Source organism: Paenarthrobacter sp. PPS72, from assembly GCF_048537125.1.
Lineage (GTDB): Bacteria > Actinomycetota > Actinomycetes > Actinomycetales > Micrococcaceae > Arthrobacter > Arthrobacter nitroguajacolicus_E.
Genome location: NZ_JBLYIE010000035.1, coordinates 1 through 24,111, shown reverse-complemented (window position 1 = coordinate 24,111; position 24,111 = coordinate 1). Strand labels below are relative to the sequence as shown.

The following is a 24,111-nucleotide window of genomic DNA, read 5'->3' as shown; positions in this document are numbered from 1 at the left end:
TGTCCGCGGAAGCATGGAGCTGTACCCGATGCTTTACTACGAGGAGAACGCCGTGAAGAAGTCCAACAAGATGATTGCCGCCGCCGCTGCCGGAGCACTGTTGCTCACCGGCGGTGTTACTGCCGTGGCCAACGCCGTGTCACCCGCTGCCGCACCTGCTGCCGCCCCGGTGAAGGTTGCCGCCGAGGTCCAGCCCGCCCCGGAGAACGTGGTCGCTCAGAACCGCATTTCCGTGGGTGCCTCCAGCGCAGCCGTCAATGCCGCGCTCGCCAAGTGCCAGGCCGACAAGCTTCCGTTCGTGACCGTGGCCCTGGTTGACCGCTTCGGCACCGTCCAAGCGCTCCTTCGCGGTGACAACGCTGCCGAGCACACCATCGAAGCCGCCAAGCAGAAGGCCTACACCGCAGCCGCTTTCGGTGCTCCGACCAGCGAACTCGCCAAGCGCGTCAACGCTAACGGCCCGTCCATCGCCGATCTGCCCGGCACTTTGTTCCTGCCCGGCGGCGTTCCGCTGAAGGTCAACGGCGTATCCGTGGCCGGCATCGGCGTTGGTGGCGCTCCCGACGGCGCCCTGGACGAAGCCTGCGCCACCGCAGGAGCCGATGCGTTGGCCACGGCCGCGAAGTAACCATGAATCCTCGTGGAGTTTTTGTACAGATACCGCCCTTATGGAGGCGCTTTAGGGGCGTTATCTGTACAAAAACTCCGGGGGTGGGGGCGGGATTGCTGGTGCTTGGGCTGCTGTCCGGATGTACGACGGCGGCCGCCCCGCCTTCCAGCCCTGCCTCGACTTCCAGGCCGACGCCGCCCCCCAGCCCGTCTCTTGTCGCCCCAAGCCCGGCCGCGACGTCGAGCGCAAGTCCCCGCCCGGCGTCGTCGACTGCTATGCCGCCCACTCTCTCACCGGAGGCGCAAATCGAAACCGACCGACTCCTGATCCTGGCGGCGAAAGCCAACGACGTTGCCCGGGTAGGTGAATTGATCGCGGCCGGCGGAAACGTCAATGCCAAGGACGAAATCCAGGACTCCGCATTCCTCTACGCCGGAGCCGAAGGCTTCAACGAGGTGCTGCAACTAACGTTGGCTGCGGGCGCGGATGTACGCAGCACCAACAGGTACGGCGGCACCGCCTTGATCCCGGCGAGCGAGCACGGGTATACGGAAACGGTTCGCATTCTGATCGCGGCGGGTGTGCCCGTGGACCACGTAAACAAACCAGGCTGGACCGCCATGCAGGAAGCCATCCTGCTCAATAACGGCGGGCCCAATCAGCAGGACGTGGTCAGGCAGCTCCTCGCCGCCGGAGCCAACCCGGACATCCGCGACCCTGAAGGCCGAACCGCCCTGCAAAACGCAGAGCGGCTCGGATTTACGGAGATCGCGGAGCTGATCCGGAGCCGCTAATTACACGGCTTCGAGCACGCTCACGTAGTTGGCGATGCCCACTCCGCCCATGTTTTGCACCGCGCCACGGCGGGCCGTAGGCAACTGCATGTCGCCTGCGGTCCCGCTGAGTTGCATTGCTGCGATGACGTGCTGGGACACGCCGGTGGCACCCACCGGGTGGCCCTTCGCCTTGAGTCCACCGGAGACGTTGACGGGCAGCTTGCCATCCTTATAGACCCAGCCTTCCTGGATGGCGCGTGCGCCCTCGCCGCGGGGAGTGAGGCCCATGGCTTCGTACATGATGAGCTCGGCGATGGTGAAGCAGTCATGCACCTCGGCGAAGTCCAGATCCTCCAGGCCGACGCCCGCCATGGTGAACGCGCGCTCCCACGACGCGCGCGTGGCTGCGAACTCGGTGGGATCGCGCTTCTCCGCGGGGAAGAAGTCGTTGGCGTGGCCGAAACCGGCCAGCCGCACGGGCGCGGTTGCACCTCCGGTAGACGACGTGGAAAGCACGACGGCGGCAGCACCGTCGGAGACCGGCGAACAGTCCGTGCGGCGCAAGGGGTCGGCCACCATGGGGTTCTTCTCGGAGATGGTCCGGCAGAACTCCTCGCCGAAGTCCCGGTGCATCTGGGCGTAGGGGTTGGCCATGCCGTTGCGGTGGTTCTTGGCGGCGATGGAACCGAGGACGTCCCCGAGGCCGCCTTCAAAGCCAGGGCCACTGATGCCTGTCCCATAGCGCTTGCCGTAGTGCTTGGCGACCTCCGCGAACAGGCCAGTGAATCCGGTGCTGGACGCTTTTCCGGCCATCTCGTACGAAGCGCCGAGCAAGGCCGCCCCCACGACGTCCGCGCCGGCGTCGGTCATTTTCTCCGCCCCGATCACCAGGACGTTGCGGGCCGTTCCTGCCAGGACGGCTTTGACGCCCTGCTGGAAAGCCGCCGAACCGGATGCACAAGCATTCTCGGTGCGGGTTGCGGGGACGTTGGCAAGGTCCGCAGACAACTGAAGTGCCAGCGAGGACGTGAATCCCAGAGGCTGCATTCCCGAGTTGAACTGGCCGAGGTAGATCTCGTCAATGTCCTTGGGATCGAGCCCTGAGTTCTTGATGGCTTCGCCGGCCACTTGAACGATCAGCGACTCCAAGGTGTCCTCAGTGAGTTTTCCGAACTTGCTGTGCCCCCACCCCGTGAGCAGGATGTCCTGGCCAAATTGGTCCTTCAGGCTCATGGGTGTGCTCCTTCAAGCTTGTGTTCAACAGGCGTCGGTTCACCGGGCGTGGCTTCCCCGGAGGCGAGCGCCACTGTGAACTCCGCGTCGGTCTTGCTGCGGATTTCTTCCACCGTGACGCCCGGGGCGAGGCGGGTCAGCAGCAGCCGCGTGCCGGCGTCGTGCGTTTCCTTTGGCGCCTCTTCAATATCGAAAACGGCGAGGTCCGTAATGATCCGGTCAACGCACCTGAGCCCCGTCAGCGGGAGCGTGCATTCGGTGACGATCTTGGCCGAACCGTCCTTGGCGTTGTGCTCGGTGAGGACCACCACGCGCGGAGTGCCTGCCACCAGGTCCATGGCACCGCCCATGCCCTTGACCATCTTGCCGGGGATGGTCCAGTTGGCCAGGTCCCCGGAGCCGGACACCTGCATGGCGCCCAGGATGGCCACCTTGACGTGCCCGCCGCGGATCATGCCGAACGATGTTGCCGAATCGAAGATGCTGCCGCCGGGGGTGATGGTGACGGTCTGCTTGCCGGCGTTGATGAGGTCGGCATCTTCCTCGCCCTCATAGGGGAATGGGCCCATGCCGAGTAGGCCGTTCTCGCTCTGGAGGACCACCCGCACGCCGTCGGGCAGGTTGTTGGCCACCAGCGTGGGGATGCCGATGCCGAGGTTGACGTAGTCGCCGTCGTTCAATTCTTCGGCCGCAATGGCAGCCATTTCGTCTCTTGTCCATGCCATGGTGATGAGCTCCTTTGCTTCTAAACCGTGAGTGCTTCGGGGCTGGGTGCTTCGCGCCGGGGGCGGACTGTGCGCTGTTCGATGTCCTTGACCCGATCCGTGGCCTGAACCAGCCTCTGCACGTACACGCCAGGGGTGACGATGTGATGGGGATCCAGCTCACCCGGCTGCACAATGACTTCAGCCTCGGCGACGGTCACTGCGCCGGCCGCAGCAACCACGGGGTTGAAGTTCCGTGCCGTATAGCGGTAGATCAGGTTGCCGTCGGTATCGGCCCTGTGAGCGTGGACAAGCGCGACATCGGCGGTGATAGCGCGCTCGCGGACGTACGTCACGCCGTCGAACTCTTCCAGCGGCTTGCCTTCGGCAACCAGGGTTCCCACCCCGGTCCGCGTGTAGAAGGCGGGAATTCCGGCGCCGCCGGCCCGCAGGCGTTCGGCGAGGGTGCCCTGCGGCGTGAACTCAACCTCCAGCTTTCCGGCCAGGTACTGTTCGGCGAAGAGCTTGTTTTCACCCACGTAGGAAGCGATGACCTTCCGGACTTGGCCCGCCTCTATCAGGACGCCAAGGCCTTTGCCGTCCACACCCATGTTGTTGGACACGATGGTGAGGTCCTTCGCGCCCGACTCCCGGACGGCGTCGATCAGGTCCGCAGGGATGCCGCTGAGGCCAAAGCCGCCGACGGCGATGGTCAGGCCGTCTGCCATCAGGTCATGGAGTGCTTGGGCTGCGCTTGTTTGGATCTTTGCCACGTACGACTCCTCTTTGAGTTTGCTTCCCAGGGTATCCACTTTGTGGACCACGCTGGCTCTTCAGAAGCAGCTTAGGATCGCTGCGTCTACCGGTCAATGGGAGGAGGTGCGGGATACTCAAGGTGTGGACATTAGGATGGGAGGTGTCCATATTATGGATGAAAACTATCGGGAGGGTGCTGTGGCAGTTCAGGGAGCACAGGTGGTGGGCCGGGTGGCTTTACTGCTTCGGCTGGTGGGACGCAAGCCCGAAGGCACCTCCTTGGCCGGGTTGGTGCGCGAGTCAGGGCTGACCCGGCCAACCGTCCACCGGCTGCTGACGTCCTTGGCCGCGGAGGGCCTGCTGGAACACGATTCCGTGTCCGGGAAGTGGGTCCTGGGGCCGGAGATCTTCCTGCTGGGATCGGTGGCGGCTGCGCGGTTCCCTATGGAGGACATTGCCCGGCCCTCGCTACGCAGGTTGGCGGCAGAGACGGGGGAGAGCGCCTTCTTCTCCATACGTCGTGGAAACGAAACCGTGTGCGTGCTGCGCGAAGAGGGCTCGTTCCCGGTGCGGTCCTTCGTGCTGCACGAAGGGGTGCGCTTTCCTTTGGGCGTGGCATCTGCCGGGACAGCCATCATGTCCTTCCTGCCTCCCGACGAACAGGAATCGCTGCTGGGTGACTGGCCTGCGCATGCCGGCGACTTTGCCGTGGGGCATCCTGCGGACGTGGTGCGCAGCAATCTGGAACGGACACGGCTTGCCGGCTACTCCGTCAATCCCGGGTTGATCCTGGAGGGCAGTTGGGGCATGGGAGCGGCGGTGTTCGATCAGCAGGGACGGCCGGCGTGGGCTCTTTCCTTGACGGGAATCGAGCCCAGGTTCCGGCCGGGCCGCCAGGAATTCCTGGGCAAGCTGCTGCTCGAAGAAGCGCACCGGATGAGCGCGCGCCTGCAGGGCGCCCACCCCAACTAGGTGAAAGTAGATGGTCCCACCAAGCGGACGCCGCCAAGAAGCTGCACGAACTGAAGCTGCTGATGAGGACGGTTTTAAGGGCGACACGTGGGTCAACCCAGGAGCAGCGATACGAGTGGGCCGAGAAGGAACTCTCGCTCGCATGGAGGGCGTCGGTCCCGGGATCGAGAACCGCGTCACCGGCAACGACTGACTGGCCCTGGCACCACCAGGATTTGCCGCTTTGAATCACATACGGCGCGTCGGTCTTACTCCTTTCGTCTGAACGACGCGGGCACTGATTCCTCCGGAAAGACTGCCCCCGGCCACTCCTCGCCAAGCAGTCTGTCGAGGTTCTCAACGAGCTTCCAGCAGTCACTTTCAAGGGCACGCAGGTCATTCAGTGAGCCGATGAGTATCGTGTCATTCTTCTTGCGCGGCCAGCGGCTGGCCACAGTGCGATCCTGCTTGTACAGCCGCCATGACCCGTGCACGGCTGTATTGCGGCGCTCCCGGAGGTCAAGCTTCTGTGCCCAATCCAGAATCCGGGAAAGCCGGACGCGGCGCTTGTCCCGGTCGTCGCATTGCGCGGCAAGCTTACTCTCAAGATCACCCCACTGATAATCCACCAGGCCAAAGGTTGTTTCGTCGGTGGACAGGACCAGCAACAGGCGCTTCATGGCGGCCTCGGCGTGAGCGCCGGCGACAGTGATGGAACCGGCGTGGGGGCGGTTTCCCGGACGCGACTTGAAAATTATAAGGGCAACTGTCCGAATTCCGGCCCCCGGTCTTCTTCTTCCTGTGCTTCGAAACAGCTTATAGTCGTCCCCATAGAAGCTATATGCTTATGACATGTCGGATCCGGTTGTGGCACTCATTGTAGATATCGTGAACTCCCGCAAGCTTAGAGATCGCTTAGGCGCGCAACAGTCCATCCGGTCTGTTTTCGACGACGCACGCAAGGAACATCCAGTCCTTAGACCTTTGTGGCCGACTGTGGGGGATGAGTTCCAAGCCGTGTTCGCGACGCTGGGTGATGCACTTCTGACGACGGCTCTTGTTCGTCTCGCGCTTCCCGAGGACGTCGACTGTAGGTTTGGGTTGGGGCGCGGCGAGACTGTATATGTCGATCCGTCGGCTCCAATAGCAATCCAGGACGGATCGGCTTGGTGGAACGCACGAGAGGCGATTGAACTAACCCATCGCAAGGAGCATAAGAATGAGCCGTACCTGCGTTCATGGTTCGTTTCAAGCAACCGCCGGGAGGCAGGCACCATGGCGTTAGTCAATAGCTTTCTGCTGCTCCGAGACTCGTTGATCAGCTCGATGCGACCGCGCGACCGCAGGCTAATCATGGGGGCACTTTCAGGCGCCTCACAATTAGATCTGGCGCAGCGCGAAGGGATCAGTCAGTCTGCTGTCTCACAAAGTCTTCGTCGCTCGGGAGGAGCGGCCCTTGTTGCAGCGCAGCAGGAACTGACGAAGGGTGAAATTCATTGATCGGCTCCACGCTTCTCCTGATGGTTGGTCTTGTTGACCTTGTTGGTAGCGGCACTCGCGCAATGTCTTTTTTGCTTCGGCTGTTGGTCGTTTTAGGCGTTCCGGCGCTAGCATACTGGGGTTTGGGGTTGGACCCTTTACTCGCTGGTGCATGCTTGGCGCCTGCTGTGGCCTGGATTTGGGCCACGACGTCGACCTCGACGAAATCGTCGAGGAAGAACCTTCGAGAACCCCGCCAGCCTTCTCCGCGACTCTGGCCGGTTATATTACTCTTCGTGCTGGTCTTTGGGATCAGCGCTTACGACCGCACCTTTGAAACTGCGAGCGGCTTCCTCGTCGATTTCTATTCGCGGACTGATCCACGTTTCGCGGCGTCGTTCCCCCTTCCAATCATCGTGGCCGCCACGGCAGTTGCCATCTTTCTAACCAAAAGTGCCAACAACGTCACGGTTTCAGCACTTAGGTGGGCCAAAAAAGAAGACACAAAAGCGGAGATACAAGACGCGGTCTATGCGGAATCAGGCAGCGGGGTACCTGAGAGTAAGTGGGAACTGTTCGTCAGTAACAGGAAGGTCGCTAGCCTTCGTGCAGGCGACAAACCGGTGTCCGGGCCAGCGCTGAAGGGAGGCCGACTCATCGGCCCCATTGAGCGGCTCCTTGTCGTCGTCCTTGCTTTCGCTGGCGCGTGGCCCATTATCGCAGGGCTGGCGGCTGCGAAGGGGGTCATTCGTTTTCCGGAAATTTCTGAGGACCGCACTTCGGGCTCCAAGGCGGAAGAGTTCCTAGTAGGAAGCCTTACAAGCTGGGCAATGTCCGCAATCGCGATCCTCTACCTGATACTCGTGCGTAGCAGCTTATAATCGATCTTCTATAAGTCATTTGCTAATGAAACCGGTAGCACTACTCCCTATAGCTACCGCATACGAGGGTATGCAGGCCAGCACGTTGGCCGATGAGTTGCGAGAAGTTGGCTTCATCTACAGCGACTTCGAACAGGCTAGCGGGGATGAGGTTGTCTTCAGCGAGGCTCATCACCGCGTCAGGAATTTCGACAAGCGATTGTCGGAAAATCCTGGGAAGCCCTCCTCATCCGAATCCGGCATTAGACGTTGAGCGGCTCAGAACCAATTGCTCTGCGATTCGCCCGGCGCTAGCGGAGGTCCAGGCGCATCAACACCCGCGGGAAGCCGTTGAGGACCGACGTGGTTTCGGCAACCTTCTTGAAGCCTGCCTTCTCAAACAGCCTCCGGGTACCCACATAGGCCATGGTCAGGTCCACCTTGCCGCCCCTGTTGTCCACCGGGTAGCCCTCAATCGCCGGAGCGCCGTGGCTCTTGGCGAAGTCGATCGCCCCTCGCAGGAGCTCGTGGGAAATGCCCTTGCCCCGATGCCCGGGCCTTACCCGGATGCACCAAATGGACCACGCCTTAGTCTCGTCCACGTGCGGGATCTTGCGGTTCTTCGCGAAACTGGTGTCCGCGCGAGGGTGGACCGCTGCCCACCCGACCACTTCGTCGCCGTCGTACGCCAAAACCCCGGGAGGCGGGTCCTCGGAAACCAGCTTTTGGACGTACTTTCCGCGCTCCTGCTTCTGGAGCTCCTGGTTCAGCTTCGACGGGATCCTGTAGCTCAGGCACCAGCACACGTTGGAGTCGGGACTCTTGGGCCCCACCATGGTTTTCACGTCATCGAACACCGTCGCGGGTCGGACCTCGATAGCCATCCGCCCATCCTGCCACCGGTTGGGGCCCTCCGCTAGACTGGCCAACGTGATGACCGGATCGGGCTTCTGCCTTGACCGCACAGTGTCAGCCGAGTTCTACCGCTCCATCCTCGAGGCCGAGGAAGCTCCCAGCTGGGGCCCATTCACCAACCTGGCACTGGCCGCCGGGGTGATGCTGCAACTTGCCGAGCCACCGGTCGAGATCCAGATGCAGCACTACGCATTCCTCGTTGACGACCAGCACTGACCGCGCCTACAAGCGTTTGGTGAGTGCCGGCGTCGAGCACTGGGCGGATCCGCAGATGTCCCGCCCGGGCGAGACGAACACCGAGCATGGCGGACGGGGCGTGTATTTCAAAGACCCGGCCGGCCATGCCCTTGAACTGATCACCCGGCCGTACTTCTAAAAGGGGGAGTGGACGCTGGACAAGGGGCACGGCGGGGCGGATCTCGAAGTTTTTAAAAACTTTTTCAATCCGGACCCATCCACCCCGCGCCAACCTCCGAATAGCTGGTGAGACACAAACCGCCGGTGAAGCAAACAGCATCACTTTCAGCCCGTGTCCCACCACCAACTGGACCCAACGCCCTGGTTCCAAAAACAAGGAGAATGACATGTTGTCCACAAAGCGCCCCGCCCTCGCCTTCGTTGGCCTCACTGCAGCCGCCCTTCTCGGTCTCACTGCCTGTGGTGGTACCAGCACCTCCAGCACACCGGCTGCTTCCTCTGCCGCCCCGGAAACCTCCATGGCGGCACCGTCGCCGTCGGCTTCTGCCATGAGCTCCGCCGCAATGGATCCGGCCGCCAACCTGGTTGGCCCCGGCTGCGCCGGTTACGCGGCACAGGTTCCGGACGGTGCCGGCTCGGTAATGGGCATGGCCCAGGACCCGGTAGCCGTAGCAGCATCGAACAACCCGCTGCTCAAGACCCTGACCGCCGCCGTCTCGGGCAAACTCAACCCCAAGGTTGACCTGGTTTCCACCCTGAACGGCAGCGAATTCACGGTGTTCGCACCGGTTGACGATGCCTTCGCCAAGATTGACCCCGCCACAATCGAGACGCTCAAGACGGACGATGCCCTGCTGAGCAAAATTCTCACCTACCACGTAGTCCCCGGCCAGCTGACCCCGGACCAGATCGTCGGCACCCACAAGACTGTCCAGGGTGGCGAAGTGACGGTTGGCGGCACCAAGGATGCCCTCACGGTTAACGGAGCTTCCAACGTGATCTGCGGCGGCGTTCAGACCGCTAACGCCACGGTTTACCTGATCGACTCGGTGCTGATGCCCAAATAGGCCTTAGCCTCCACCAGCATTAACAACAACGCAGGCTCCGGAACCCCGGCGCCTGCGTTGTTGTGTGGCTGCTAGCGTACGGCTACCTGTCGGCTGTCCCCGAACGGGGGGTCTCAGGGATCGGTATGCTCCCTGTGGGTGTTCCCCCGGCGCAATCGGAGTCCGTGCACTGTTCGGCGCGGTCGTGTTTGGTGACGAGGTCGAACTGAATGCCGCCATGTTGCTCAACGCCCGTTCGGATGGCTCGTTCCACCACCGAAGTGGCCAAGCGCTTGTGCAACTGGAGCGGGTCCCGGCGAAGGTCCTTGACCAATGCAAAACAGAGCAGCAGCATGACGACCACGAAAGGCAGGGCTGCCACGATGGTTACTCTTTGCAGGCCCGACAAGGCTTCCGATGGTTTATCGCCGCCAGCAAGCAGCATGACCGCTGCCACTGCGCCCGTGAGGCTTCCCCAGAAGATCACCACTCCTCGACGCGGGTGCTCGGCTCCGTTGGAGCTAAGCGATCCCATGACGATGGATGCGGCGTCGGCGCCCGTGACGAAGAAGATCGCCACCAGGACCATGGCCAGGACGATGACAGCTGCCGTAAGCCAGCCAGGCATGCCCAGGTTCTTCACGAGGTCGAAGAGGGCACCATCGAAGTTGATGGAGGGTGCGCCGTCCACCATGGTCACAAGCCCGGGCGTGCCGGCCTTGTCTGCCTCTTGCTGGACCTTGAAAGCGGCGCCGCCGAAGATGCCGAACCAGATGACGCTGACAACGCTGGGCACCAGCAGGACGCCGGTGACGAACTGTCGGATGGTGCGCCCACGGCTGATGCGGGCGATGAACATCCCGACGAAGGGCGTCCATGAGATCCACCAAGCCCAGTAGAAGATGGTCCAGCTGGTCATCCAGCTACGCAGGGATTCGTCTCCCACAGCTTCTGTCCGGGATGCCATTTCAGCCAAGTCGCGGGCGTAGGCACCAACGGCAGAGGGGATCAGGTTGAGGATGAAGAGGGTAGGTCCGGCCACGAACACGATGAGGGCCAGAACAACTGCCAGGACCATGTTGATGTTGGAGAGCCACTGGATGCCGCGGCTGATCCCGGAGACCGCCGATGCCACGAAGCAGAAGGTCAGGATGGCCACGATCACCACCAGCACCGGAGTGCCGATTTCACCGAGCCAACCGTTGGAGGTCATACCGCTGCCGATTTGGAGGGCACCGAGGCCCAGCGAAGCGGCAGTCCCGAAGAGCGTGGCGAAGATGGCCAGGATGTTGATGAACTTCCCCAGCGGACCTTCGACCATTCGAATGCCAAACAGCGACGTGAAGGCCGCGGAGATCAGCTGCTTGCGGCCCAAGCGGTAGGTGCCATAGGCCATGGCGATGCCGACTACTGCGTACATGGCCCAAGGGTGCAGGGTCCAGTGGAAGATGGACGTGGCCATGGCCGTCTGGATGGCTGCCGGTGTGCGTCCATCCACGGTGCCCGGCGGCGGTGATATGTAGTTGTACAGCGGTTCGGCCACGCCGTAGAACATGAGCCCGATACCCATGCCGGCGGCGAACATCATGGCCACCCAGGATATGGTCCGGAACTCGGGCTTCTCGCCGTCTTTGCCCAGCGGGATGTTGCCAAACTTGCCGAGGGCAAGCCACAGGACGAAGACGACGAACAATGAAGCGAGGACCATGAAGAGCCAGCCGGTGTACTCCATAACCCAGTTCAGGGCGCCTTTGGAGGTATCCGACAGGCTGTCCCGTCCGACAAATCCCCAGACCACGAAGGCGACGGCGATGGCGCCCGTGATCCCGAAGGTGACTTTGTCGAGGGTAAGTTTGCGGTTCCGGCGGGCCGAAACGGCCTGCTCGGTCTTGGCGTGGCGCAGCTCTTCCATGATCTGTTCATATTCTTCAGAATCAGGAAGGCTCTCTGCGCCTCCGTCCTCAGCGTCGAGGGCGGCCAAGTTGATGTCGTCGGGGGAGACCCTGATGATTCCCTCAGGGTTCTCCGCGTGGGCAGGGCTGCTTGCTTTGGTGGAACTGGCTGCTGCTGAAGCACCCGCCAAGCGATCGTCGGCAGGTAACTCCTCGGGTGTTAAAGGTTTTGTGTCGCTGTTTATAGCCATGAGCGGGTCCTTTGCTCGGCGAGTCATGGGTTTGCGTTTATACATGGCCCTGGAAGATGAGGCCGAAGGAAAGGTTGGGGCTTCCCCCGCTGACCATGATTCTGCTGTCCCCGATCTTCGCTGCCTGAGCGTGGACGGGCAGTTTCATGGTGCACCTCTTTGGTCGGACGGGTTGGTTGAACGCTCGGCTCGTGGAGCCTAAAAGGCGTTCCGCATGAATCAACAACATTCGCGCTAAGCAACAGAGTGCGCTCCGTCACACTCAAAGTCAAGGCGTTTCCGCTCTTTGACAGTAATTTGATATATCAATTGGCTTTAAGCATCACCACTGTGTGAAGGGCCTTGGAGCAGTTCGGCCCGTGGCAGACAGTGTGGACTTGACAACCAACCGTGCCCACCAGCGCGGAACGAACCTGCCCCGCAACACAGGGGGACTCGCTGAATTACTAATCCGTTCTCATCTGGCTAGGCCAATAAGGAGACACGCCCTAGCGGTGCCTGTAACCCATGCGGGCGCTAATGGTCAGCCCGGCCTCGCGGAGGCCGTCGATAAGCCCGGGCTGGTCCTCGGGTGAGAAGCGGAACGCCGGTCCGGAGATGCTGACGGCGGCGATGACGCTGCCCGAGTGGTTAAAGATGGGCACGGCGATCGCGGCGAGGCCGATCTCGAACTCTTCGTGGACCGTGGCGTATCCCTTGCGGGCAACATCGAGCAACTGTTTTTCCAGCTCTTCACGGTTTGTCACCGTACGCGGTGTCCGGGCGGGAAGGCCCACCGTCTTGAGGACCTGGGTTCTTTCATCGGCGGTCAGCGCGGCCAGAAGGACCTTGCCGCTGGATGTGGCATGCAACGGCGTCAGGCTGCCCACCCAGTCGTAGGTAGCCAGCGTTGAGGGTCCCATCGCCTGGTCCACGTTCACGGCATAGTTTGACCGCAGAACGGCCAGGTTAACGGTCTCCTTGTATTCGGTGGCCAGCGTCTCCAAAACCGGACGCGCCTCATGAACCACGCTCAGTCGGCCAGGGATGGAAGACGCCAGGCGGAGTATTCCGAAACCCAGCTGGTACTTGCCGCGTTCACTGTTCTGCCTCACGATGTCGCGGTTGACCAAGGAACCCACCAACCTGGACACAGTGGACTTGTGGACGCCCATTTCCTCGGCGATTTCGCTCACACCGGCATCGCCTTTACGGGCCAGGATTTCCAGGATCTGCAGTGCACGGTCCACGGATTGGACGCCGCCGCCTTGGGCGTCTACGTCCTTGTCGATGTCCGGGTTGTTACGTGCGGCCATGGTGCCTCGTGTCATTGTCCAGGCAGGCCCTGAGCTGGGAGCCCTGTTCGGCCTGCACTCTCGTCTTTCCTCATCCTAGACGGAGTTTTGCACGGACCCTTTCACAACGGGGGGACTCGTTTAATGGTTAGTCCATGGCAGGGGAAGGACGGGCACCGGCGCCCCTGCCACGACGCCTTCAGGGGGAACTGCCATGTATCCGTCTGCCCAGGCAAGCCCGCGCATCATCCCGGGACCAGTGTGGGAGGCGGGCAACGCGAGGTCGTGGACACAGGTGCAAGGTATGAGGCGGGTACGCCCAGGATCGGGATCAATGTCGGCTCCGGATGTCATCAGGACGGTTTCTTGGAGGGGCCGGTGTCCCAGGGCAGCCAGCAAGGGTTCGCCAAGGGTCATCAGCGCCATCATCGCCGCCAGCGGATTTCCCGGCAGTCCGATCACGAAACGTCCGCCGGGAAGTTCTGCCAACACCGCCGGATGCCCTGGCCGCATGGCTATTTCGTCCACGAAGAGCCGGCCGCCGAGCGAGCTAATCGCGTTACGGAAGTGATCTGTCCCGGACTTTCCCGTTCCGCCGGTGGTGATCGTTACATCCCGCGGTGTCCTTTCAGGAACGCCACCCAGCGCCGCCATCCACTCTTCAAAGGAGTCGCCAATCCTGACATGACCGCCGGGTTGCCCGCCCAACTGTGTAATCACGGCATCCAGTTGCGGGCCGAACACATCCCGGACCTGTCCCGGTGCCGGCTCGCCTGAGGTCACCACTTCCGAGCCGGTAAGTACGACGGCGACCCTCGGCTTGCGCTGTATGTGTACGTAGTCGTGGCCTGCTACAGCGGCCAGGGCTATGTGCGCCGGGTTAAGGAGGGTGCCGGCGGGTATGAGGACATCGCCAGCCCGGGCTTCTTCTCCGGCTGGACGAATGTGCCGGCCAGGGAGTGTCTCACCTGCCTTCGCATCGTCCCTGAGCATGAGGTATCCGTCCCCGGAGACGTGCCCGCTTTCCTTGCGCAGGATTGCTGTGGCTCCGGCGGGGACGAGGCCTCCGGTGGCAATAACGCACGCTTCACCGGCGGCGAGCGGAGGCCCCGCCGTCGTCAGCTTCCACGGTCCGGTGCCATTGCCGGTGCCGCTGCCGTGGATGGCCCAGCCGTCCATGGCTGACGACGCGTAATGGGGCAGGTTCCATGGCGCGGTGACGGCGCTGGTAAGGGTGCTCCCTATGGCTTGGGCGAGGGAGGCGTTCGAGGACGGAAGGGGCCCCGCGCAGTGATAGGCCAGCTGCCGGGCTTCGGCCCAGGTGGGTGCATGCTTCCGGCGGAGGGCAGCGGCGGTGTGGGTGGCTTGGGCCAGCATGGATTTCCGATTCCTGAGGTAGTGCTTCTGGTGTGTGGCATAGATACCGGGGACTGCCCGGCCTTCCCGTACATCGCGCCGCGCAGTCCCCGGTATCAGTTGATGCGTACTGTATTAGGCCTTCACGTAACCGTTGGGGTTCAGTACGAACTTTGTTGCCGCTCCGGCGTCGAATTCGGCGTAGCCGCGCGGAGCGTCCTCGAGCGGTATGGCCGTGGCGTTGACTGCCTTGGCGATCTGGACCTTGTCATGGAGGATGGCCATCATCAGCTGACGGTTGTACTTCATGACCGGGCACTGCCCCGTGGTGAATGACAGGGACTTGGCCCAGCCGGTGCCCAGCGAAAGCGAGAGGGAACCATGCTTGGCAGCCTCGTCGATTCCGCCCGGATCGCCCGTCACGTAGAGGCCCGGGATGCCCAGGGATCCGCCGGCGGCCGTAATGTCCATGAGCGAGTTCAGCACGGTGGCCGGAGCCTCGTGGGAGGCGTCCTTGCCGTGGCCGCGCGCTTCGAAGCCAACGGCGTCAACGCCGCAGTCCACTTCCGGAACTCCGAGGAGCTGTTCGATCTGCTCCTTGGGGTCGCCGTTGGACACATTGACGGTCTCGCAGCCGAAGGAACGCGCCTGCGCCAGGCGGTCCTCGTTCATGTCGCCCACAATCACGACGGCGGCCCCCAACAGTTGGGCGCCCACGGCAGCGGCGAGGCCAACGGGCCCGGCACCTGCAACGTAGACGGTGGAGCCCACGCCCACGCCGGCAGTGACGGCACCGTGGAATCCTGTGGGGAAAATGTCCGAGAGCATGGTCAGGTCCATGATCTTTTCCAACGCCTGATCGCGGTCGGGGAAGCGCAGCAGGTTCCAGTCGGCGTAGGGAACCAGCACATACTCTGCCTGTCCGCCCACCCAGCCTCCCATGTCCACGTAGCCGTAGGCGCTGCCCGGGCGGTCAGGGTTGACGTTGAGGCAGATGCCGGTCTTTTGTTCCTTGCAGTTCCGGCAACGTCCACAGGAAATGTTGAAAGGCACGGACACGATGTCGCCCACCTTGATGAATTCGACGTCGGGTCCCACCTCCACCACTTCGCCGGTGATTTCGTGGCCGAGGACCAGGTCCTTCGGGGCTGTGGTTCGGCCGCGGACCATGTGCTGGTCCGAACCGCAAATGTTGGTGGTCACGGTCCGTAGGATCGCGCCGTGCGGGACCTTGCGTCCCACGTTGGCGGGGTTGACACCTGGTCCGTCTTGGAGCTCAAACGTTGGGTAGTCAGTGTCGATGATTTCGACGACACCGGGTTCCTTGTAGGCGACTGCTCTGTTTCCTGACATGGTCACTCCCTATTCTTTGGCTGTTGCTGAACATGCGGCCCAATGATCCGAAAGCGGTGCTTCGATGAGGAAATACCTCCCCAGGTTTCAGGCACCGAAGCACCTTTCACGGACCATTGGGCTGGTTGGAACTCTGTTGGGACCTAGGCTTTTTCCAAGCGGATGATCACCGACTTTGAGGTGGGCGTTCCGCTGGTATCTGCTACGGAATCAAGGGGCACCAGGACGTTGGTTTCCGGGTAGTACGCGGCGGCGCACCCCTTGGGCGTGGAGTAGGACACGATGCGGAAGTTCTCGGCCCGCCTCTCCGTTCCTTCGAACTCGGAGATCAGGTGGACCATGTCGCCGTCGTCAAATCCGAGTTCGGTGATGTCCTCAGCGTTGATGAGCACCACGCGCCGACCACCATGGATTCCGCGGTAGCGGTCATCCTTGCCGTAGATGGTGGTGTTGTACTGGTCGTGTGAGCGCAGGGTTTGGAGGACCAGGCGACCGGGCGGGATCTTGATGAACTCCAACTCGTTGCCCGTGAAATGTGCTTTCCCGGACGCCGTGTCAAACTTCCTCGCATCACGGGGCGGGTGGGGGAGCACAAACCCGCCAGGATGTTGGATCCGTTGTTCGAAGTCCTCAAAGCCGTCAAACACCGCTTCGATGTGCTGACGGATCAGCGAGTAGTCGTCCCTCATGGCCAACCAGGAAGCCTGCGGGGTATTGGGCAGGCGTTGGTGGCCGTCTTTGAACAACCTGTCTGCAAGGTTGCAGACAATGGCCACCTCGGAGTGAAGGTGTTCACTTGCAGGCTTGAGGCGCCCACGTGAGGCATGGACGGCGCTCATGGAATCTTCCACGGTGACCCGCTGGTCGCCGGTACGCTGCGTATCCTTCTCGGTGCGTCCCAGGGTAGGCAGGATCAACGCCCGGCGGCCTGTGGACAAGTGAGAGTGGTTCAGTTTCGTGGAGATCTGGACGCTCAACCGGGTGTTGGCCAAGGCATGTTCGGTGACCTCTGAGTCAGGGGCGGCTCGGACGAAGTTGCCTCCCATTCCCATGAAGAAACGTACCTTTCCGTCCCGCATGGCGCGGATGGCAGCCACGGTGTCGAAGCCGTGCTCGCGGGGAGAGCGGAACTCGAATTCCTGGTCCAGCCGATCGTGGAAGGTTTCCGGCATCTTTTCGAAGATGCCCATGGTGCGGTCGCCTTGGACGTTGGAGTGGCCGCGCACGGGACAGACGCCGGCGCCGGGCTTGCCGATGTTGCCCTGCAGGAGCAGGACATTAACTACGTCGCGGAGGGTGGGTACGGAGTGTTTGTGCTGGGTCAGCCCCATGGCCCAACACACAATGGTGGCACTGGACGCGAGCATCCGCTCACCGGTTGCATGAATCTGCTCCAACGTCAGGCCCGTTGCCTCCACAATGTCATCCCATTCCACCTTTTCCAGGTAGCGCAGGTAGTCGTCGATGCCCACCGTGTGGTTCTCGATGAAGTTGTGGTCCAGGACTGTTTCCAGGCCAGGAGTGTTGCGTCCCGCAGCTTCGGCTTCCAGCAGGTATTTGCCCAGGCCCTGGAAGAGGGCCTGGTCTCCGCCTGCGCGGATCTGCAGGAAATCGTCCGTCAGTTGGGTGCCCTGGATCATCCCGGCTACATGCTGCGGGTTCTCAAAGTGCAGGAGCCCGGCCTCAGGAAGGGGGTTGACGGACACAATGACCGCGCCGTTTTTCTTCGCCTTCTCCAGCGCGCTGAGCATGCGGGGGTGGTTGGTGCCGGGATTCTGCCCGGCCACGAAGATCAGCGACGCCGTTTCCAGGTCGGTCAGGCTGACAGAACCCTTGCCGATGCCGATGGTTTCCACCAGCGCGGAGCCGGAGGACTCGTGGCACATGTTGGAGCAGTCCGGAAGGTTGTTGGTACCCAGGCCGCGAACCAGGAGCTGGTACACGAAAGCTGCTTCATTGGAGGTACGACCCGAGGTGTAGAAGACCGCTTGGTCCGGGTGTTCCATGCTTCGCAGTTCCTCGGCCATGAGGTCATACGCTTCCTCCCAGTCAATGGCCCTGTAGTGCGTAGCGCCTTCATCAAGGAACATCGGGTGCGTCAGACGCCCTTGCTGGCCCAGCCAAAAGTCGTCGCGGGTCTTGAGATCGGCAACGGAATGCTGAGCGAAGAACTCGGGCGTGACGCGGCGGCGCGTGGCTTCCTCTGCCACGGCCTTGGCGCCGTTCTCGCAGAACTCCGCCGCATTGCGTTTCTCGTGTTCGGGCCAGGCGCATCCCATGCAGTCGAACCCGTCCAGCTGATTCACCGCAAGCAGGGTCTGGACGCTGCGTACCGGACCCATCTGTTCCAACGAAATCTTCAAGGCGTTGGCAACAGCGGGGATGCCCACAGCCTTGGTTTTCGGTTTGCTGACTGTCAGCTTCGACTCATCAATGTTCTCGCGCGGAGCTTTGGCATGCATGGGAAACCCTTCAGATCCGGGAGGTGGAAGCAGCCAGCAGGGCAGCGGGGGAGTGCTGACGCGCCGCTTCCACAGTGTGCAGGAGCAGGAGCGCGGTGGTCACCGACCCGACGCCGCCAGGAACCGGACTCAGCCCGGCAGCCACTCCGGTGACGCTGGCTTCGTCAACATCTCCCACCAGGGAACCGTCGGGAAGGACGTTCGTGCCGACGTCGATCACTACCGCTTCATGCGAGACGTGGCTGCCCTTCAGCAGTCCGGTCCGCCCGGCAGCAACAACCACGATGTCGGCCAGCCGGGTGTAGCGTTCCAGCGCGCCTGACTTGGAATGGCAGATGGTGACGGTCGCATCCCGTTCGAGGAGGAGCAGGGACAGCGGTTTTCCCACCACTGTGGAACGCCCGACGACGGCTACGTTCCGTCCCGCGACGGGCACCTCGAAGTGGTCCAGCAGTTCCACCACGGCCCGGGCAGTCGCTGGTGCGAAGGCGGGCTGTCCCACAGCCAAGCGGCCAAGGCTGAGGGGATTGGCGCCGTCGACATCCTTCTCCGGAGCGATGAGCCCCACCAGGGTGTCAGCCCGGACGCCGGCGGGCAGGGGTGTTTGGAGGATGATGCCGTGCACGGCTGGCTCAGCGCTCAAGTCTTCGATGACATGCGCCAGCATTGCTTGGCCGGCGTTCGCCCCAAGATCCACAAGCCGGCATCCGATCCCTGCCCGTTCAGCTGCGCGCTCGATCGAACGGACATACCAATGGGTTGCTTCGTCCTCCGTGGCGACAACAACCGCCAGCGTGGTCCCCAACCCCTCGGAGCGGAGGATGCGGGCCTCATCCCGGGCCCGCTGCTGGATAACGCCGGCCAGTTCCTTGCCGGAAAGCACTGCAGTGTTCATGCGAGGATCCTTTCGCGTACACGCTTCACCAAAGAGTCCGCTGCCAGGACCACCTTGTCTTCAATCCCGTCCGTCTGCTCCGCCAAGCGGGAACGCGCTTCGCCGTGTTTGATGGCGACGACGTTGATGTCGATGTTGACCCGGGCAGTGGTGGCGGCGGCACGGGCGGCATCCGCGGCCGCTGCGACGTCGCTGATGACATTGGGATTGGCCACGCCAAAGAGCTCCGTAGCCAGTTCCACCACCTCCCCGGCAACCTTAATGAGCTGCGCTGGAGTATGGGCGGCCTGGACCAGGGCGTCCTGGATGGCAGCTGTCTTTAATGACTTGAGCTCGTCGGTTTCGGAGGGGAGCTTGTAGGAGTCGATGACGGACTGGAAGGCGTGTTCGTCGGCGTCCGCGAGTCGCAACGCCTCCACGATCAGGTGATCGGCTGCGCTGGTGATCCGGGTGACCAGCGCGGAATGTTCCTCATATTTTGCTCCGGTGGTGTACCTGGCAACCATGGCTACCAAGGCAGCACCCTGGGCGGCATGCAGGGCTGCGGCCGCGCCTCCACCCGGGGTGGGCTGACGTGAAGCGAGCCTGGAGAGATACTCACTGATGGTTTCTGAACTGATCATGTGAGTGCTAGCCCCGGAGCCGGCTCATGGTGGGGTCGTACAGCGGATCTTCGGTCACGGTGGCTTGGATGCGGCGTCCGAAGTATTCAATTTCCACGGAGTCTCCGAGGGACACTGCAGAGGGCAGGTAGGCGTAGGCAATAGGCTTCCGGACCGAGTAACCGTAGGCGGCGCTGGTGACGTAACCCACGGCCTGGTCCTTATAGAACACCGGTTCCTTGCCCAGCACCAGGCTCCTGCCGTCGTCCACCGTCAAGCAGCGCAGGCGGCGGGCGGAGCCTTCCTCCGTGCGGCCTTCCAAAGCGGCCTTGCCGACGAAGTTCTCCTTGGCCATTTTCACGGCAAAGCCAAGGCCGGCCTCGTAGGGATCGTGCTCGGTGGTCATGTCCGTGCCCCAGGAGCGGTAGCCCTTTTCCAGTCGCAGCGAGCTGAAGGCTGCGCGGCCTGCCGCGATCACGCCGAACGGCTGGCCGGCCTTCCACAAGGCGTCCCAGAGGCGCTGCCCATTGTCGGCGCTGGCGTAGAGCTCCCAGCCGAGTTCGCCCACATAGGACAGCCGCATGGCGGTGACGGTGACACCCCCGATGGTGACCTTCTTGGAACGGAAGTACTTCAGGCCGTCATTGCTGAAGTCATCGCTGCTGACCGTGCTGATGAGGTCGCGGGCCAGCGGGCCCCACAGGCCGATGCAGCAGGTGCCGCCCGTGGTGTCTCGGACCTGGACCCAGTCTCCGGCGCTTCCGTTTTCGGTCTGGTGCCGGGCTGCGCGCTCAAAGTAGGCGGTGTCAATGTTGCCGTTCGCGCCGAGCTGGAAGGTGTCCTCGCTGAGGCGGGCCACCGTGATGTCGCTTCGGACGCCACCGGCCTCGTCCAGGAGCAGAGTGTAGGTCACTGCGCCGGGCTTTTTGTTGAGGTCTCCGGTGGTCAGTTCCTGCAGGAGTTTGAGGGCCCCCGGGCCGGAAACCTCAAGGCGTTTCAGCGGCGTCATGTCGTACATGGCCACTGCTGTACGGGTCTTCCACGCCTCAGCTGCGGCAATGGGGGAGCTGAACATGCCGGACCAGGCGTCACGCGCCGGTGGCTGCCAGTCGTCCGGCATTTCCTTGAGGAGTTCAGCGTTGGCTTCGAACCAGTACGGGCGTTCCCAGCCGGCGCCTTCGAGGAAGTAGCCGCCCAATTGCTTGTGCCGGGCGTGGAAGGGGCTGACGCGAAGGTTGCGTGGCGAAAGCTTGGGCTGGAGCGGGTGCATCACATCGTAGATTTCCACGAAGTTCTGCTGGGAGGTCTCACTGACGTATTCGGGAGTCAGTTGGACCTCTTCGAAGCGGTGGATATCGCAGTCGCCCAGGTCAATGTGGGACTTGCCGGTGGTCAGCAGCTCTGCCACGGCACGGGCGATGCCTGCGGAGTGCGTAACCCACACAGCCTCGGCCACGAAGAAGCCGTCCACTTCTTTGGACTCGCCCACCAGCGAACCGCCGTCAGGAGTGAAGGAGAAGATGCCGTTGAAGCCATCCTCGATTTCGCTTTCACGCAGTGCCGGCAGGATCTGCTTGCTTGCCTCCCACGCGGGGAGGAAGTCTTCCAGGGTGAAGTCCAGGCGGGAAGGCATGTTGTGTTCGCTGATGCTGCTGGGCTCGTAGCTCCCCAACTCGTCCAGGTCCACGGGCATGGGGCGGTGGGCGTAGGAGCCAATGCCGTAACGGTCGCCGTGTTCGCGGTAGTAGAGGTCCTGGTCCTGGTGGCGCAGGATGGGCAGTTGGGCGCCGTTGGGGAGCTCGTTCTTACCCTTCTGGGCCGGAACCGGCGTCGTTTTTACGTACTGGTGTGCCAGCGGGAGGAGCGGAACGGACATCCCGATCAGCTCGCCCACCTTGGCGCCCCAGAAACCCGCGCAGGAAACCACGATGTCCGCGGGGATCACGCCGTCGGCGGTTTCGACGCCGGTCACGCGGCGGTTGGACTGTTCGATACCAGTCACCTCGGTGTTGCCGATGTACTTCACGCCGGCGGCCTCGGTGCGCTTGATGAGCAACTGCACGGCGCGAGCTGCAAGGGCCAAGCCATCGGTGGGAACGTGGAGGCCACCGAGGATGTCTTCCTCATTGATCAGCGGGTAGAGCTCCTTGCACTCTTCGCGGGAGAGGATCTTGCCCTCGATGCCCCACGACTGGGCGTAGCCGAGCTTGCGCTTCAGATCAGCCAGGCGTGTCTCCGTGGTGGCAACTTCAAGGCCGCCCACCTGGTTGAAGCAGCTTTGGCCGTTTTCAGTGAGGGACAGCAGCTTTTCCACGGTGTACTTGGCGAAAAGTGCCATGGACTTTGAGGGGTTGGTCTGAAAAACCAGGCCCGGGGCGTGGGACGTGGAGCCACCGGGCATGTTCAGGGGTCCTTGGTCCAGGACGGTGATGTTGTTCCAACCGCGGGTGACCAGTTCGTCGGCCAGGTTGGTGCCGACGATTCCGGCTCCGATGATGACAATGCGGGGCGTGGATGCCATGGGGGTTTCTCCTGCTGAAGTTCGTGGGGATCTGGGGCGGCGGGTGACTTAGCGGAAAACCACGGTGCTGGTCCGGTCCAGCAGCACACGGTGTTCGCAGTGCCACCTGACGGCGCGGGACAAGGCCAGGGCTTCGGCATCCTGGCCCACCGTTGAGAGTGTGGTGGGACCGTAGCTGTGGTCGACGCGGATGACTTCCTGCTCGATGATCGGCCCCTCGTCCAGGTCAGTGGTGACGTAATGGGCAGTGGCACCCACAAGCTTCACGCCGCGGTCATAGGCCTGGTGGTAGGGGCGGGCGCCCTTGAAGCCCGGCAGGAAAGAGTGGTGGATGTTGATGGCGCGTCCTTCGAGGGCACGGCACAAATCGTCTGAAAGTACCTGCATGTAGCGTGCGAGAACCACGAGATCCACGTTGTACTCTTCCACCAGGTCCAGAAGCCGCTGCTCGGCCTCCGCCTTGGTATCCGGGGTGACGGGAATGTAGATAAAGGGCAGGCCGGCGGCTTCGGCCATGGCGCGGTGGGTCTCATGGTTGGAGGCAACGGCCACGAGCTCGCCGCCGAGGCTGCCGCCCCGCCAGCGGAAGATCAGGTCATTCAGGCAGTGGCCGAACTTGGACACCATCACCAGGACCCGCTTCTTGGTTTGGTCATGGAAGCTGAACTTCATGTCGAAGCGGTCAGCAATCGCACTGAATTCCTCTTCGAGCCGCTCCGGAGAGTAGGACAGCGGGCCGGAGAAAGCAGTCCGCAGGTGCAGTGTCTGGCGGAGGCCGTCGTCGAACTGCTGGTGCTCTTCAATGTTGAAACCGCGCTCGAACAGGAAGGTGGTGACTGCCTGAACGATTCCGGCGCGTTCGACGCACGACAATGTGAGTACGAACTTCTGTGCCTGCTCGCCATTGAGCATTTCGGGCTTGGTCTGGGTGCTTACGGGGGAATCTGTCGCCATGAGGGTCATGTCGCCTCCTTTAGATATATTCTTGAGTCCTGAACTGATATATTAGGATTGGGATTCAGCGTATACTGGTCCCTGGAGCAGGTCAATAGATTTTCCGGTTATGAGGAAGGGGATGGCGCTGTGGCTTTTGGAACTTTGGCAGTCGCCGGTGAAGACGCTAAGAAGTCTCTGGCCGACGTCGCCTATGAACGGCTCCGGGATCGCCTGCTGATGCTGGACATCAAACCTGGCGACCTCCTCAACGACGATCAATTGGCCAAGGACCTGGAGATCGGTCGGACGCCGGTGCGTGAAGCCCTGAAGCGCCTGGAGCTGGATCGACTGGTCATTACTTATCCGAGGCGGGGGACGTTTGCCACCCGGGTGGAAGTAACTGACCTCGCCTTTATCTCCGAGATCCGGGCCCAGCTGGAACCCCTTGCCGCTGCGAGGGCGGCGCGGGTTGCTTCCGCTGCCACCAAGGAACACCTGCGTGAAGTGATGCGCGCAGTGGAGGACTTTGACGTCAACGCGGCGTCGGTGGTTGAAACCCTGCGGCTCGACGCCAGCGTTCACCGGGGCATCTACGCGGCGGCCGCGAACCCGCACCTCGAAGACGTCCTGATCCGCTATGACAACCTCGCCACCCGGATCTGGTGCATGGTTCTGGACCGACTGCCGAACCTTGAGCACCACGTGCGCGAGCACCTGGACCTGCTGCGGGCCGTCATTGACGGCGACGAGGAGAAAGCCGCTGAGTTGGCCCGCGTCCACGTCAGCGGCTTCGAGCAGGCTGTGCGTCAGGCGCTTTTCGCGGCCTAGCTTGAACTGACGATGCCCCCGCAGTTGCCTGCAGGGGCATCAGGCTCGGAGCCTCGAGTACGCCTATTCGCAGGCGACGCCGTCATTGTCGCGGTCCAAGCCTGCACGGTATCCGGGCTGCCCCGCATACAGGGGTGCGGCACCCGCGGCGCGGGCGGCGGCGCAATTGGCATAGTAAGCAGGTGCGGGGGCAACCGGCGCTGGGGCAACCGG

The 24,111-nt window shown here is 62.5% G+C and carries 24 protein-coding genes; 9 read left to right on the top strand and 15 right to left on the bottom strand.

All coding sequences use genetic code 11. From position 1 onward, the window contains the following. Positions 1–52 precede the first annotated feature (52 nt). Both ACLRGI_RS14645 and ACLRGI_RS14640 read left to right on the top strand, forming a co-directional pair. On the top strand, positions 53–628 hold the full coding sequence (locus ACLRGI_RS14645; protein WP_419202397.1) for a GlcG/HbpS family heme-binding protein: 576 nt from the start codon (positions 53–55) through the stop codon (positions 626–628). A 257-nt stretch (positions 629–885) separates the two neighbouring features. Then, complete coding sequence (locus tag ACLRGI_RS14640) at positions 886–1,404, top strand: ankyrin repeat domain-containing protein (protein WP_419202357.1); 519 nt, start codon at positions 886–888, stop codon at positions 1,402–1,404. Here ACLRGI_RS14640 and ACLRGI_RS14635 read toward each other — a convergent pair whose 3' ends face one another. From ACLRGI_RS14635 to ACLRGI_RS14625, 3 genes are read right to left on the bottom strand one after another with little or no spacing between them, the layout of a single operon-like run. Then, positions 1,405–2,619: an acetyl-CoA acetyltransferase gene (locus ACLRGI_RS14635; RefSeq protein ID WP_419202356.1), complete on the bottom strand. Its 1,215-nt coding sequence runs from the start codon at positions 2,617–2,619 to the stop codon at positions 1,405–1,407. It lies immediately after the preceding gene. Beyond that, positions 2,616–3,344, bottom strand: coding sequence for a CoA transferase subunit B (locus tag ACLRGI_RS14630; protein WP_419202355.1), 729 nt, complete (start codon positions 3,342–3,344; stop codon positions 2,616–2,618). Before ACLRGI_RS14630 ends, ACLRGI_RS14635 begins: the two co-directional genes overlap by 4 nt. Positions 3,345–3,364: 20 nt before the next feature. Then, a complete protein-coding gene (locus ACLRGI_RS14625) occupies positions 3,365–4,096 on the bottom strand; it encodes a CoA transferase subunit A (protein ID WP_419202354.1) in 732 nt (243 codons plus the stop codon). Between the two features lie 154 nt (positions 4,097–4,250). Between ACLRGI_RS14625 and ACLRGI_RS14620 the strand changes: the two genes are divergently transcribed. Then, the gene (locus ACLRGI_RS14620) at positions 4,251–5,051 is read left to right on the top strand and encodes an IclR family transcriptional regulator (RefSeq protein WP_419202353.1); all 801 of its coding nucleotides are present in this window, start codon (positions 4,251–4,253) and stop codon (positions 5,049–5,051) included. Positions 5,052–5,299: 248 nt separating this feature from the next. Here the strand turns inward: ACLRGI_RS14620 and ACLRGI_RS14615 are convergent, their stop codons facing one another. Further along, the gene (locus tag ACLRGI_RS14615; protein WP_419202351.1) at positions 5,300–5,710 is read right to left on the bottom strand and encodes a hypothetical protein; all 411 of its coding nucleotides are present in this window, start codon (positions 5,708–5,710) and stop codon (positions 5,300–5,302) included. Between the two features lie 172 nt (positions 5,711–5,882). Here ACLRGI_RS14615 and ACLRGI_RS14610 point away from each other — a divergent pair, with 172 nt between their 5' ends. Both ACLRGI_RS14610 and ACLRGI_RS14605 read left to right on the top strand, forming a co-directional pair. Continuing rightward, entirely contained in the window at positions 5,883–6,530 is a 648-nt protein-coding gene (locus ACLRGI_RS14610) for a SatD family protein (protein ID WP_419202350.1), read from the top strand. 275 nt (positions 6,531–6,805) lie between these two features. Further along, complete coding sequence (locus ACLRGI_RS14605) at positions 6,806–7,390, top strand: hypothetical protein (protein WP_419202349.1); 585 nt, start codon at positions 6,806–6,808, stop codon at positions 7,388–7,390. A 290-nt stretch (positions 7,391–7,680) separates the two neighbouring features. Here the strand turns inward: ACLRGI_RS14605 and ACLRGI_RS14600 are convergent, their stop codons facing one another. Beyond that, positions 7,681–8,253, bottom strand: a complete 573-nt coding sequence (locus ACLRGI_RS14600) for a GNAT family N-acetyltransferase (RefSeq protein WP_419202348.1) — start codon at positions 8,251–8,253, stop codon at positions 7,681–7,683. 46 nt (positions 8,254–8,299) lie between these two features. Here ACLRGI_RS14600 and ACLRGI_RS14595 point away from each other — a divergent pair, with 46 nt between their 5' ends. The 3 genes from ACLRGI_RS14595 (at position 8,300) to ACLRGI_RS14585 (ending at position 9,549) form a co-directional block, all read left to right on the top strand. Further along, a complete protein-coding gene (locus tag ACLRGI_RS14595; protein ID WP_419202347.1) occupies positions 8,300–8,500 on the top strand; it encodes a VOC family protein in 201 nt (66 codons plus the stop codon). Further along, positions 8,484–8,660, top strand: a complete 177-nt coding sequence (locus ACLRGI_RS14590) for a VOC family protein (protein WP_419202346.1) — start codon at positions 8,484–8,486, stop codon at positions 8,658–8,660. Before ACLRGI_RS14595 ends, ACLRGI_RS14590 begins: the two co-directional genes overlap by 17 nt. Before the next feature lie 208 nt (positions 8,661–8,868). Beyond that, positions 8,869–9,549, top strand: coding sequence for a fasciclin domain-containing protein (locus ACLRGI_RS14585; RefSeq protein WP_419202345.1), 681 nt, complete (start codon positions 8,869–8,871; stop codon positions 9,547–9,549). An 82-nt stretch (positions 9,550–9,631) separates the two neighbouring features. Here ACLRGI_RS14585 and ACLRGI_RS14580 read toward each other — a convergent pair whose 3' ends face one another. From ACLRGI_RS14580 to purU, 9 genes are all read right to left on the bottom strand, one after another. Then, positions 9,632–11,671 carry a BCCT family transporter gene (locus ACLRGI_RS14580; protein ID WP_419202344.1) on the bottom strand — a complete coding sequence of 680 codons (2,040 nt, stop codon included), beginning with the start codon at positions 11,669–11,671 and terminating at the stop codon, positions 9,632–9,634. Between the two features lie 488 nt (positions 11,672–12,159). Next, positions 12,160–12,966, bottom strand: coding sequence for an IclR family transcriptional regulator (locus ACLRGI_RS14575; RefSeq protein ID WP_419202343.1), 807 nt, complete (start codon positions 12,964–12,966; stop codon positions 12,160–12,162). 120 nt (positions 12,967–13,086) lie between these two features. Continuing rightward, entirely contained in the window at positions 13,087–14,322 is a 1,236-nt protein-coding gene (locus ACLRGI_RS14570) for a molybdopterin molybdotransferase MoeA (RefSeq protein WP_419202342.1), read from the bottom strand. Positions 14,323–14,436: 114 nt separating this feature from the next. Then, entirely contained in the window at positions 14,437–15,654 is a 1,218-nt protein-coding gene (fdhA, locus tag ACLRGI_RS14565; RefSeq protein ID WP_419202341.1) for a formaldehyde dehydrogenase, glutathione-independent, read from the bottom strand. A gap of 143 nt (positions 15,655–15,797) precedes the next feature. Next, the gene (locus ACLRGI_RS14560) at positions 15,798–18,116 is read right to left on the bottom strand and encodes an FdhF/YdeP family oxidoreductase (RefSeq protein ID WP_419202340.1); all 2,319 of its coding nucleotides are present in this window, start codon (positions 18,114–18,116) and stop codon (positions 15,798–15,800) included. Between the two features lie 10 nt (positions 18,117–18,126). Beyond that, positions 18,127–19,011 (bottom strand): bifunctional 5,10-methylenetetrahydrofolate dehydrogenase/5,10-methenyltetrahydrofolate cyclohydrolase, encoded by an 885-nt coding sequence (locus ACLRGI_RS14555; protein WP_419202339.1) that lies wholly within the window; start codon positions 19,009–19,011, stop codon positions 18,127–18,129. Further along, complete coding sequence (locus ACLRGI_RS14550; protein ID WP_419202338.1) at positions 19,008–19,634, bottom strand: cyclodeaminase/cyclohydrolase family protein; 627 nt, start codon at positions 19,632–19,634, stop codon at positions 19,008–19,010. The genes ACLRGI_RS14555 and ACLRGI_RS14550 overlap by 4 nt, the downstream gene beginning before the upstream one ends. Before the next feature lie 7 nt (positions 19,635–19,641). Continuing rightward, positions 19,642–22,134, bottom strand: a complete 2,493-nt coding sequence (locus ACLRGI_RS14545) for a GcvT family protein (RefSeq protein ID WP_419202337.1) — start codon at positions 22,132–22,134, stop codon at positions 19,642–19,644. Between the two features lie 48 nt (positions 22,135–22,182). Next, on the bottom strand, positions 22,183–23,097 hold the full coding sequence (gene purU, locus ACLRGI_RS14540) for a formyltetrahydrofolate deformylase (RefSeq protein WP_419202336.1): 915 nt from the start codon (positions 23,095–23,097) through the stop codon (positions 22,183–22,185). Positions 23,098–23,217: 120 nt separating this feature from the next. Here purU and ACLRGI_RS14535 point away from each other — a divergent pair, with 120 nt between their 5' ends. Then, a complete protein-coding gene (locus ACLRGI_RS14535; protein WP_419202335.1) occupies positions 23,218–23,898 on the top strand; it encodes a GntR family transcriptional regulator in 681 nt (226 codons plus the stop codon). 63 nt (positions 23,899–23,961) lie between these two features. On the opposite strand, the gene ACLRGI_RS14530 is transcribed toward ACLRGI_RS14535, so the two are convergent. Next, positions 23,962–24,111 (bottom strand): excalibur calcium-binding domain-containing protein (locus ACLRGI_RS14530; RefSeq protein ID WP_419202396.1); only part of this gene is annotated, 150 nt, incomplete at its 5' end.

Excerpts from the sequence above, each read along its gene's own strand:
- ACLRGI_RS14575 (WP_419202343.1), bottom strand. The coding sequence starts at position 12,966 with ATGGCCGCACGTAACAACCCGGACATCGACAAGGACGTAGACGCCCAA.
- ACLRGI_RS14635 (WP_419202356.1), bottom strand. The coding sequence starts at position 2,619 with ATGAGCCTGAAGGACCAATTTGGCCAGGACATCCTGCTCACGGGGTGG.
- fdhA (WP_419202341.1), bottom strand. The coding sequence starts at position 15,654 with ATGTCAGGAAACAGAGCAGTCGCCTACAAGGAACCCGGTGTCGTCGAA.
- ACLRGI_RS14550 (WP_419202338.1), bottom strand. The coding sequence starts at position 19,634 with ATGATCAGTTCAGAAACCATCAGTGAGTATCTCTCCAGGCTCGCTTCA.
- ACLRGI_RS14615 (WP_419202351.1), bottom strand. The coding sequence starts at position 5,710 with ATGAAGCGCCTGTTGCTGGTCCTGTCCACCGACGAAACAACCTTTGGC.
- purU (WP_419202336.1), bottom strand. The coding sequence starts at position 23,097 with ATGACCCTCATGGCGACAGATTCCCCCGTAAGCACCCAGACCAAGCCC.
- ACLRGI_RS14600 (WP_419202348.1), bottom strand. The coding sequence starts at position 8,253 with ATGGCTATCGAGGTCCGACCCGCGACGGTGTTCGATGACGTGAAAACC.
- ACLRGI_RS14580 (WP_419202344.1), bottom strand. The coding sequence starts at position 11,671 with ATGGCTATAAACAGCGACACAAAACCTTTAACACCCGAGGAGTTACCT.
- ACLRGI_RS14620 (WP_419202353.1), top strand. The coding sequence starts at position 4,251 with ATGGATGAAAACTATCGGGAGGGTGCTGTGGCAGTTCAGGGAGCACAG.
- ACLRGI_RS14630 (WP_419202355.1), bottom strand. The coding sequence starts at position 3,344 with ATGGCATGGACAAGAGACGAAATGGCTGCCATTGCGGCCGAAGAATTG.
- ACLRGI_RS14640 (WP_419202357.1), top strand. The coding sequence starts at position 886 with ATGCCGCCCACTCTCTCACCGGAGGCGCAAATCGAAACCGACCGACTC.
- ACLRGI_RS14555 (WP_419202339.1), bottom strand. The coding sequence starts at position 19,011 with ATGAACACTGCAGTGCTTTCCGGCAAGGAACTGGCCGGCGTTATCCAG.
- ACLRGI_RS14610 (WP_419202350.1), top strand. The coding sequence starts at position 5,883 with ATGTCGGATCCGGTTGTGGCACTCATTGTAGATATCGTGAACTCCCGC.
- ACLRGI_RS14585 (WP_419202345.1), top strand. The coding sequence starts at position 8,869 with ATGTTGTCCACAAAGCGCCCCGCCCTCGCCTTCGTTGGCCTCACTGCA.
- ACLRGI_RS14545 (WP_419202337.1), bottom strand. The coding sequence starts at position 22,134 with ATGGCATCCACGCCCCGCATTGTCATCATCGGAGCCGGAATCGTCGGC.
- ACLRGI_RS14560 (WP_419202340.1), bottom strand. The coding sequence starts at position 18,116 with ATGCATGCCAAAGCTCCGCGCGAGAACATTGATGAGTCGAAGCTGACA.
- ACLRGI_RS14570 (WP_419202342.1), bottom strand. The coding sequence starts at position 14,322 with ATGCTGGCCCAAGCCACCCACACCGCCGCTGCCCTCCGCCGGAAGCAT.